This window comes from Burkholderia sp. E168m23, from assembly GCF_016586125.1.
Taxonomy (GTDB): Bacteria; Pseudomonadota; Gammaproteobacteria; order Burkholderiales; family Burkholderiaceae; genus Burkholderia; species Burkholderia orbicola.
Genome location: NZ_BCPP01000149.1, coordinates 1 through 9845, shown reverse-complemented (window position 1 = coordinate 9845; position 9845 = coordinate 1). Strand labels below are relative to the sequence as shown.

Genomic DNA, 9845 nt, shown 5'->3' with positions numbered 1-9845 from the left:
CGCGCGGCTTCCGGCGTGCCCTGGAAGATCGGGTCGTACGCGAGCAGCGGAGTCGCCGGGGAAGTACATCTGCGTGACGAGACGCGAGCCGAAGTAATCGCCGAACAGCGAGAAGTGGATGTGATTCGGGCGCCACGCGTTCGGATGGTTGCCCCACGGATACGCGCCGGGCTTGATCGTCAGGAAGCGGTAGCGGCCTTCGTCGTCGGTCAGGCAGCGGCCCGCGCCGAGGAAGTTCGGGTCGAGCGGCGCGTCGTGCTGGTCGACCTTGTGCACGTAGCGGCCGGCCGCGTTGGCCTGCCACACTTCGACGAGCGTGTTGCGCACGGGCTTGCCGCCTTCGTCGAGCACGCGGCCGGTGACGACCATCCGCTCGCCGAGCGGCTCGCCGTTCTTCACGGCGTTCTTCGTCAGGTCGTGGTCGAGCGCGCCGAGATCTTCCGCGCCGTAGACGGGCGCGTACTGGTCGCGCAGTTTTTCCTTCAGCGGGATCAGCGGGCGGGTCGGGCCGCGCTTCACGGACGAACGGTACTCGGGGTGGACATAGGCCGGATGCGACGGCCAGTCGCGCGGCGTGAGGATCGTGGGGGAATCCATCGGGCGTCTCCTGGTAAGTATTGGGCGAGGTGGATGGCAAGACTTTAGCCAATCCGGAAAGTTATGAAAAATGACCTTTTCTCGCGAATCGCATAACCATTCGTTATGTTCGCCCGGGCAATGAAAAATCCGCCGGACAGGAAGCCCGTCCGGCGGAAAAAAGCGATCGGGCTTCGCGTCGTCGGTGACGACCCCGTGCACGGCCCTCCAGCCAGCCCGTCGCTGTTTTTTGTCGTTTGTTCTCGTTGTTATCCGGTCTCCCCGAGCGTGCTCGTCGTCATGGATGGCGGGGATCGAACACGATCCCGTCGAATTCGAGCGCCAGTGTGCCGCCGCGCAGCAGGGCCGACGGTGTCGCCGCGTGGCCGGCACCGAGCACGTCGGTCACGTACTGCGCGCAGAAACCGCGCTGCACCTGCGGGTTGAAGCGGCTGCCGAGCAGCGCGTCGATTCGCTGTTCGGCCAGCGCATGGATGCGGCGTTGTGCGTCGGCCGACGCTGCCGCGACGCGGCGCGCCAGCGCGATGCGTCCGCCGTCTGTACGGGCGACGAAGCGCGACAGCGGCGTGAGCTTCGTCCACGCGAACACCGTGGGCTCGGCGATCAGCGGTTCGTCGCCCGACGTATCGACGACGATGCCGAAGCGGTTGGCCCACGTGCCGGCCGAGCCGGCCGTGGCATCCGGTGCGCCGGCCGGCACGCGGATGAACACGAGATCGCCGACGTGCGCGCCGGCGGCCAGCGTGCGCACGGTGGCGAGCGGCATCGTGCGATCGGTGTCGCGTGCATCGCGCGGTGCGGTGGGGTGTGGTTCGCAGGCGGCTGTGTCGATTCGGGTGGTCATTTCGGCTCCGTCGTTGCATGACAGGACGGAGCGGATTATGCAGACAAGTATCCAAAAGTGCTGATGTGGATGCGTGAGTAGCCTAATATCCGACCTCGAGCATCATTTTTTGATACCGACATGACCGAGACCGCCCAACTCATCGAAACGCTGAAGCGCCAGCTCAAGGCGCAGGGAATGACTTACCGGGACGTCGCGCGCGCGCTCGACGTCTCCGAGACGAGCGTGAAGCGGCTGTTCGCGAGCGGCCGCTTCACGCTGGAGCGCGTCGCGGAGATCGCGCAGCTGCTCGGCTATACGCTCGCCGAGCTCGTGCAGGAAGCGTCGGCATCCGCGCCGCGCCTGCGCGTGCTGACCGAGCAGCAGGAGGCGTTGCTCGTGTCGGACGAGAAGCTGCTGCTGGTCGCCGTCTGCGCGATCAACTACTGGACCGTGCAGGACATCGTGGCGGCCTATCGGCTCACGCAGGCCGAATGCGTGAAATACCTGCTGATGCTCGACCGGATGAACGTGATCGCGCTGCTGCCCGGCGACCGGATTCGCGTGCGGGTCGCGCGCGATTTCGACTGGCTGCCGGGCGGGCCGATCCGCCGTTACTTTCACGCGCACGTGCTCGACGACTTTCTCGGCAGCCGCTTCGACGGCCCCGGCGAGACGATGACGTTCCTGCAAGGGATGCTGACGGACGCGGCCGCCGCGGAGCTCGAGCAGGAACTGCGGCGGCTCGCCAGCAAGGCGGCGGCGCTGCATGCGGAGTCGTCGTCCGCGCCGCTCGGGCAGAAGCACGGCACGGCCCTGCTGATTGCGAAACGGATCTGGGAGCCGACGGGATTCCACGCGCTGCGGCGCCACGGATGACGCCACGCCGAACGCTTGGGCCTTTCCGGAAAGTTATGCAAAATGGCGATTCATCGTGATTCGCATAACCACCCGTTATGAATAACCGTATCGCCGACGGCCGCGTCAAATTCCGGCACCTGCAATGCTTTCTCGCGGTCGCGCAGCTGGGCGGCGTGCAGAAGGCGGCCGAAAGCCTGTCGATCACGCAACCGGCCGTGTCGAAGACGATCGCCGAGCTGGAGGCGATCCTCGGCGTGAAGCTGTTCGAGCGCGGCCGGCACGGCGCGCAGCCCACCCGCGAAGCGCAACTGTTCATGCCGCACGCGAATGCGTGCGTGCTGGCGCTGCGGCAGGGCGTCGGGCTGCTGGCGCGCGAGGGCGGGGCGGCGGCCGCGACACTGGAAATCGGCATGCTGCCGACCGTCGCGGCCTCGCTCGCGCCGGCCTTGATGAAGGCGCTGACCGCGCGCTGGCCGCGCATCGTCGTGCGGATCGCGACGGCCGCGAACGCCGAGTTGCTCGAGCGTCTGAAAGCCGGGGCGATCGAATGCGCGATCGGGCGGCTGTCGGAGCCGGAGCGGATGATCGGGCTCGCGTTCGAGCAGTTGTACAACGAGCCGCTCGTCGCGGTCGTGCGCGCCGGGCATCCGCTGCTCGCGAGCGCGGCGCCGGCCGCCGAGCTGGCGCGCTATCCGGTCGTGCTGCCGCCGTTCGGCACGCTGATCCGCCAGTCCGCCGAGCAACTGCTCGGCGCATGCGGCGCGCCGCCGCTGGATTCGTTCATCGAGGTGCTGTCGGTATCGGTCGCGCGCGCGCTGGCGCTCGAGAACGACGCGGTCTGGTTCGTGCCGCTCTATGCAGCCGAATACGACCTGTCGGCCGGTGCGCTGGCGCGCCTGCCGCTGCCGGCGGCGGGCACCGACGAGCCGGTCGGGCTCGTGCTGCGTACCGATGCGCAGCCGTCGCCGGTCGCGCGCACGCTGATCGACGCGGTGCGCGACATCGCGCGGTCGCGGTTCGGCGATGCACGCCCGCACCGGGCGCCACGCGCGGCGCGCAAGCCTGCTCGCGGCAAGCGTTGATCTCATCGGGCCCCGGGGCGATCCACCGGGCCGATTTCTTTTGTTGCCGTAGGATTGGCCATCCGGTCAGTAGCCGTCGTCGGGGTGCTTGGCATATCGTACCGTTTTTGATACGATGGACGACAAGACGATGGCGAGACAGCAGATTCAGGTCACGCTCGGCGTGCGGTTCTTCCGGACGGCCCGCGGCCACGAGCCGGTGCGCGAATGGCTCCATGCGCTCGGGCAAGCGGAGCGAAGGGCGATCGGCGAAGAGATCAAGACCGTTCAACTCGGCTGGCCGCTCGGCATGCCGCTGGTCCGGAAGATGGCGAAGGATCTGTGGGAGATCCGCGTGATGGTGCCGGGGCGAAGCGCACGCGTGCTGTTCACGGTCGTCGGCGACACGATGGTGCTGCTGCACGGCTTCTTCAAGCAGTCGCGGGGCACGCCGTCGGACGATCTCGACGTGACCGTCGCGCGCCTGAAAACGCTGACGCGCGCCATCTGAATTCCCCGGTTGTGCCGGAACGCACCGTCTCCGACGGTCGGGCGGCCGGCAACGCCATGCACCTGGAGTACGACATGACGACCACGAACAATCCGTATATCGGCAGCGATTTCGACGCCTTCCTCGAAGCGGACGGCAATCTCGAAGCGGCCACCGCCACCGCGATCAAGCGCGTGATCGCGTGGCAGATCGGGCAGGAAATGAAGGCGCAGCACATCACCAAAACCGCGATGGCCGCGCGGATGAAAACCAGCCGCGCCGCACTCAACCGCCTGCTCGACGAAACCGACACGAGCCTCACGCTCGCGACGCTCGCGAGCGCGGCCGCCGCGCTCGGCAAACGGCTCAGCTTCGAGCTGGTGCCGGCCTGAGCGGCGCGAACGAACGGCGCGCGGCGGCCGGATCGGCGTGATGGTTCGCGCGACGGGTGTGGCGAGCTGGCGGGCGTCGACCCGCGGGCGCTTGCCGGGTCATCGACGCGGGCCGGTGATCTGCAGATAAAGCAGCGCACCGCCCGCAAGCAGCAGCGGGCACAGGAAATACCAGCCGGTCGTCACGAACAGCCCGGCGACCGCAATCAGCGAAATCCACGCGCAGCGGTACGCGATGCCGCCGCGCGGCAGCAGCTTCAGCGCGGCGGCCGCGCCGAGCCCGTACACCATCACGAAACATCCGGACGTCACGAGCACGAGCGGCTTCGGCCCGACGTCCGACAGCGCCGTGGCGGCCAGCGCGACGGCCGCCAGCACCGCGATCACGCCGAGGCTGCGACGCGGCACGCCGCCGACCTGGCTGCCCTGAGCGAGCCACGCAGGCAACGCGCCGTCGCGTCCGAGCGCCGCGCCGAGCTTGGCCGCGCCGGCGAAATACGCGTTCATCGTGCCGAGCGTGAGCAGCAGCGCGGCGGCGGCGGCCAGCACCTGCGCATGGCCGCCGATGCCGCCCGCGATCAGTTCGGCGAGCGGCGCGCCCGATGCGCCCGCGGAAGGCCCGAGCACCGTCACGCTCGCGGCCGCAACCGACAGATACAGGAACCCGACGACCACGACCGCGATGCCGGCCGAGCGCGGCATGTCGTGCGCCGGCCGGCGGAATTCGGCGGCGAGGTGCGTGATGGCTTCCCAGCCGGCGAAGCTCCACACGAGCAGCGCGGCGGCCTGGCCGACCGCGAGCCAGCCGTGCGGGGCGAACGGATGCAGGTTCGCGGCGCGCGCATGCGGCGCGGACGCAAGCACCGCGGCGAGCAGCAGCGCGACGAGCAGTGCCGACAACACGAGTTGCATGCGGCCCGACACTGTGACGCCGAATGCGTTCGCGGCCGATACGGTCGCGATCAGTGCGGCGGCGGTGACGATGACCGTCGTATGTCCGCCGCCCGTGACGGCCGCGACGTAGGCGCCGCCGAACATCGCGGCGGCCGGCGCGCCGGCCGGCACCGCGAAATAGAAGCACCAGCCGACGATGGCCGCGGCCTTCGGGCCGAATGCGCGCCGCGCGTAGGTCGACACGCCGCCCGCATCGGGATAGCGGGCGCCGAGTGCGGCGAAGGTGGCCGCGAGCGGCCCGGACAGCACGACGAGCGCGGCCCACGCGAGCAGCGAGGAGGGCCCGGCGACGTCGGCGGCGAGCGCGGGCAGCGCGATCACGCCGGTGCCGAGCACCGCGCCGATATAGAGCGCGGCGCCCTGGAAAATGGTCAGCGAACCCGCATGATGGGCAGCGGGCGAATCGGCATGCGAAGGCATGAGCGGCAGTCTCCGGAAGGTCTTGTTTTGTGTGGGCGACACGCGGAAGTTCGCGCGGTCCATCGTTCGATGCTACCCGAACGATGACGCTCGCGCGGCGCGGCGATCAGTAGTCCGGTGCCGCGTGCGTGTCAGCCGATGTCAGCAGGAACGCGCGAGCCGCAGACGTGCCTCCTCGCGCGCGGCGGGCGGCAGGTCGGGCGCGTAGTGGAACGTACCCGATACCAGCGATGCGACGGGCACGCCATCGCGAAACAGCACGCGGTTGCCGGCCAGCGCCGGCACCTTGTCGCCGGGCAGCAGCGTGCCGGCGAGATTCAATGGGTCGGCGCCCGTCACGCATACGTATTGTCCGTCGCCCGGTTGCCGCCGCAGTTCGCGCAGGATCGGGATGGCCTCGGGCAGCGCGAATTGCTCGCCCGCGAACCCGGCGACGAAGCGTCCGCCGCGAATCTCGCCGCGTGCTTCGAGGCGTTGCAGCACGCGCACGAGTTCGCGCCAGCTCGGCAGCCAGTCGGCTTCGCGTTCGAGCAATCGCCAGAACACGACGCCGTAGCGGCGCAACAGCGTCCACACGATATGTTCGAGCGCGTCGGGATCGGTCGTGGTAGGGCCGCGTTTCGGCGTGGGCGCGTCATCGTCCGGCGGGGCCTGACGTTGCACGAGCGCCCAGCGCCCTGCGTCGTCCATCCCGCCGATCAGCGCGCCGCCGCGTCGCGTGCGTGGCGCATAGGTCGCGCTGCGCTTGACGGCCGGCTTCAGCAGCGCGCGCAGGCCCGCGTAGCTGTCCGCATTCACGAGGCCGGCCGACACGAGTTCGCCGAGCGCCTGTTCGAGCTCGATGGGCAGCATGTGTAGCTCGTCGAGCAGCGCATCGAAGAACATCGCGCCGAGCGCGGCGAGCGCGTCACGCACTTGCGTGGCGCGCGCGGACTGTGCCGGTTGCGCATCAGGGTCACGCAGCGCCTGCCATGCGGAAAGATGGCGGCGCGGCAGCAGCACGATCGGCGTGGTCTTCACGGGCGTACCGGCCGCGCGCGCCGGCGCGCCGATGCGGGTCCATACCAGCTTGCCCGAGCGGCACAGCTCGTCGAGGCCGCCCGCCGTGTAGTCGGTGAGCCGCGCGGGCAGCAGCGCGTCTTCCCACGCGCTCGCCGCGGCCTCGTAGCCTTCGAGCTGTTCGACCACGGCTGCCAGCGCGTCGCGGCCGGTGCCGCGCGTGTCGGGTGTCAGGTGCTGCCAGTGGAACAGGAAGCGCATGAAATCGGCGCGTTCGACCGGTTCGATCTCACGGCGCAGCCGCTTCACCGTATAGCGATGAATGCGCGCGAGCAGATGGCGTTCGCACCATTCGTCGGTCGTCGCGCCCGGCGTGAAGCGGCCGCGCATCACGTAGCCTTCGCGTTCCAGCGCGGCGAGCGCCGTCGCGATCGACGCGGGCGGCAGGCCGAGCGGCGCGGCGATCGCATCGAGCGTGAGCGGCCCGAAGCCGGTGAGCCGCGCGCGGATCACGTCGACGAGCGCCGCATCGGCTTCCCACGGCTGCGCGCACGCGGCCGGCACCTTGAGCGCGGGTGTCGCGCGGGCGTCCGGATGCAGCGCACGCATGCAGACGAGCCGCTCGACCGGCACCCACAGCGCGGCGCCGCCCGGCGTCGCGAGTTTCGTCGCGCGGCGGCGTTCCGCGAGTTCCGCGAGTCGCTCGGGCCAGCCTGCGTGCGCGTGCGCCTCGTCGTCGGCGACGCAGGCCAGGGTGAGCAGCGCATCGTGCATTTCGTCGGCGTCGCGCACGAGCGGCCACGCTTCGTCGCGTACCGCATCGATCGCGTCGGCGTCGAGCGCCCCGAGGTCATCGGCCGTTTCGGGGTCGCTCCAGCGGCGCGACTGCACGGCTTGTGTGCGGCGCTCCTCGAGCGGCGCATCGTCGAGGAACGCGTAGGGCTTCGCATTCAGGATCTCGGCCGCAAGCGGCGACGGCGCGGGCAAGTCGCGCGCGATGAGCTCGATCGCGCCGCTTTCGATCCGGCGCAGCAGCGCGAGCCAGCCGTCGGTGTCCATCGCGTCGTGCAGGCAGTCGTCGAGCGTCTGGTCGACGAGCGGGTGATGCGGAATCTCGCGTTCGCCGACGATGTTCTCGAGGCACGCGACCTGGTCGGGAAACACCGTCGCGAGCAGATCGTCGCTCTTCATCCGCTGCAGTTGCGGTGCGGTGCGCCGGCCGCCGGTGAAACGCGGCAGCGCGAGCGCGGTGGTCGCGTTCCAGCGCCAGCGCACGCCGAACATCGGCGCATCGAGCAGCGCCTGGATCAGCACGTGCTCGGCGCTGGCCGAACGCAGGTAGCGCCACACCTCGTCGAGCGCGAAGCTGTGCGCGAGCGACAGCGACAGGATGATCGCGTCGTCGGTTGCAGCGGCCTGCAATTCGAAGTTGAAGTTGCGACAGAAGCGCTTGCGCAGCGCGAGCCCCCATGCGCGGTTGATGCGGCTGCCGAACGGCGAATGGATCACGAGCTGCGTGCCGCCCGATTCGTCGAAGAACCGCTCCATCACGAGCGTGTCCTGCGTCGGCAATGCGCCGAGCGCGGCGCGGGTGCGGGCGAGGTAGTCGGCGATCTGGCGCGCGGCGTCGGGCGACAGGTGGAGATCGTCGACGAGCCAGCGCAACGCGGGCGCGAGGCGGCTTTCGGTGGGGGCGAGCGCGGTGCCGCCGGGCGCGTTGTCGGGCGAGGCGGGCGGCGCGTCAGTCTCGGCGGCCGCTTTTCGGGATTTGCCGCGGGTGGCCGTCTTGCCGGCCTCGGTGACGTTCGCGTGCTTCGCCGCGTTGGTCCGCGCCTGTCGATCGCCGTCCGCGAACAGCCCGTCGAGCCGCGCACGCAGCCGGCCGACCGCCGCCGACAGTTCATCGCTGCGCCCCAGCCCCTCGCCGAGCCAGAACGGAATGCTCGGCGATTGGCCCTGCGCATCCTCCACGCGCACGCGGCCCGTTTCCACGCGAATGATCCGGTACGACTGGTTGCCGAGCTGGAACACGTCGCCGGCCAGGCTCTCGATCGCGAAATCCTCGTTGACGGTGCCGACCTGGATGCCCTGCGGTTCGAGCAGCACCGCGTAGTCGGCCATATCGGGGATCGTGCCGCCGGAAGTGGTCGCGGTCATCATCGCGTTGCGGCGGCCGCGCACGGTGCCGCCGACCACGTCGCGGTGCAGGTACGCGCCGCGCACGCCGCGCCGGCTCGTGAATCCCTCGGCGAGCATCTTCATCACTTCGTCGAAGCGCTCGCGCGCGAGCCGCGCGTACGGCGCGGCGCGCGTGAAGCTCGCATACAGCGCGTCTTCCTGCCATTCCGCGCACGCGACTTCGGCGACGATCTGCTGCGCGAGCACGTCGAGCGGCGCTTCGGGAATCCGCAGCGCATCGAGTTCGCCGCGCTGCACGCAGTCGAGCAGCGCCGCGCATTCGACCAGCTCGTCGCGCGACAGCGGAAAGAGCCGCCCCTTCGGCACGCCGCCGACGTGGTGCCCCGAGCGGCCGACACGCTGCAGGAACGGCGCGATGCCGCGCGGCGAGCCAACTTGGCAGACGAGATCGACGTCGCCGATGTCGATGCCGAGTTCGAGCGACGCGGTGGCGACGAGCAGCTTCAGTTCGCCGCGCTTCAGGCGCTGCTCGGCGTCGAAGCGGTGCTCCTTCGCGAGACTGCCGTGATGCGCGGCGATCGCGTCCTTGCCGAGCCGGTCGGCGAGATGGCGCGCCATGCGCTCGGCGGTACGCCGCGTGTTGACGAACACTAGCGTCGTGCGATGCGCGGCCGCGAGCCCGGCGATGCGGTCGTACACCTGTTCCCACACGTCGGTGGCCATGACCGGTTCGAGCGGCACGTTCGGCAGTTCGAGCGCGAGGTCGCGCTCGCGCGTGTGGCCCGTGTCGACGATCGCGCAGTCGCGCGGCGCGTCGGCCGGCCCGCCGACGAGGAAGCGCGCGACCGCGTCGATCGGCTTTTGCGTGGCCGACAGCCCGATGCGCGGCAGCGCGCGCCCGGTCAGCGCGTCGAGGCGTTCAAGCGACAGCGCGAGATGACTGCCGCGCTTGGACGACGCCAGCGCATGGATTTCGTCGACGATGACCGAGCGCACGTTCGACAGCATCTGCCGCCCCGACGCGGACGACAGCAGCACGTACAGCGATTCGGGGGTCGTGACGAGGACGTGCGGCGCGCGCTTGCGCAGTGCGCTCGGCCTGCGTCGTA

At 70.0% G+C, this 9845-nt stretch carries 7 protein-coding genes and 1 pseudogene; 4 read left to right on the top strand and 4 right to left on the bottom strand.

The features are described 5' to 3' along the window. A pseudogene (gene pcaH, locus JMF90_RS10590) lies at nucleotides 1-597 on the bottom strand (protocatechuate 3,4-dioxygenase subunit beta); the annotation flags it as partial. Nucleotides 598-874: 277 nt separating this feature from the next. Then, nucleotides 875-1441: a YiiX/YebB-like N1pC/P60 family cysteine hydrolase gene (locus tag JMF90_RS10585; RefSeq protein WP_011547892.1), complete on the bottom strand. Its 567-nt coding sequence runs from the start codon at nucleotides 1439-1441 to the stop codon at nucleotides 875-877. 120 nt (nucleotides 1442-1561) lie between these two features. On the opposite strand from JMF90_RS10585, the gene JMF90_RS10580 reads away from it, so the two are divergent. The 4 genes from JMF90_RS10580 to JMF90_RS10565 all read left to right on the top strand — a co-directional run bounded on the left by JMF90_RS10580 (nucleotide 1562) and on the right by JMF90_RS10565 (nucleotide 4224). Then, nucleotides 1562-2299 carry a helix-turn-helix domain-containing protein gene (locus tag JMF90_RS10580; protein ID WP_011547891.1) on the top strand — a complete coding sequence of 246 codons (738 nt, stop codon included), beginning with the start codon at nucleotides 1562-1564 and terminating at the stop codon, nucleotides 2297-2299. A gap of 77 nt (nucleotides 2300-2376) precedes the next feature. Next, complete coding sequence (gene pcaQ, locus JMF90_RS10575; RefSeq protein WP_011547890.1) at nucleotides 2377-3363, top strand: pca operon transcription factor PcaQ; 987 nt, start codon at nucleotides 2377-2379, stop codon at nucleotides 3361-3363. A gap of 130 nt (nucleotides 3364-3493) precedes the next feature. Then, entirely contained in the window at nucleotides 3494-3853 is a 360-nt protein-coding gene (locus tag JMF90_RS10570; RefSeq protein ID WP_006479224.1) for a type II toxin-antitoxin system RelE/ParE family toxin, read from the top strand. Nucleotides 3854-3927: 74 nt separating this feature from the next. Beyond that, complete coding sequence (locus JMF90_RS10565; RefSeq protein WP_006479223.1) at nucleotides 3928-4224, top strand: XRE family transcriptional regulator; 297 nt, start codon at nucleotides 3928-3930, stop codon at nucleotides 4222-4224. A 99-nt stretch (nucleotides 4225-4323) separates the two neighbouring features. Here JMF90_RS10565 and JMF90_RS10560 read toward each other — a convergent pair whose 3' ends face one another. After that, nucleotides 4324-5598 carry an APC family permease gene (locus JMF90_RS10560; RefSeq protein WP_041489487.1) on the bottom strand — a complete coding sequence of 425 codons (1275 nt, stop codon included), beginning with the start codon at nucleotides 5596-5598 and terminating at the stop codon, nucleotides 4324-4326. A 141-nt stretch (nucleotides 5599-5739) separates the two neighbouring features. After that, the coding region (locus tag JMF90_RS10555) for a DEAD/DEAH box helicase (RefSeq protein WP_201325090.1) at nucleotides 5740-9845 on the bottom strand (4106 nt) is incomplete at its 5' end.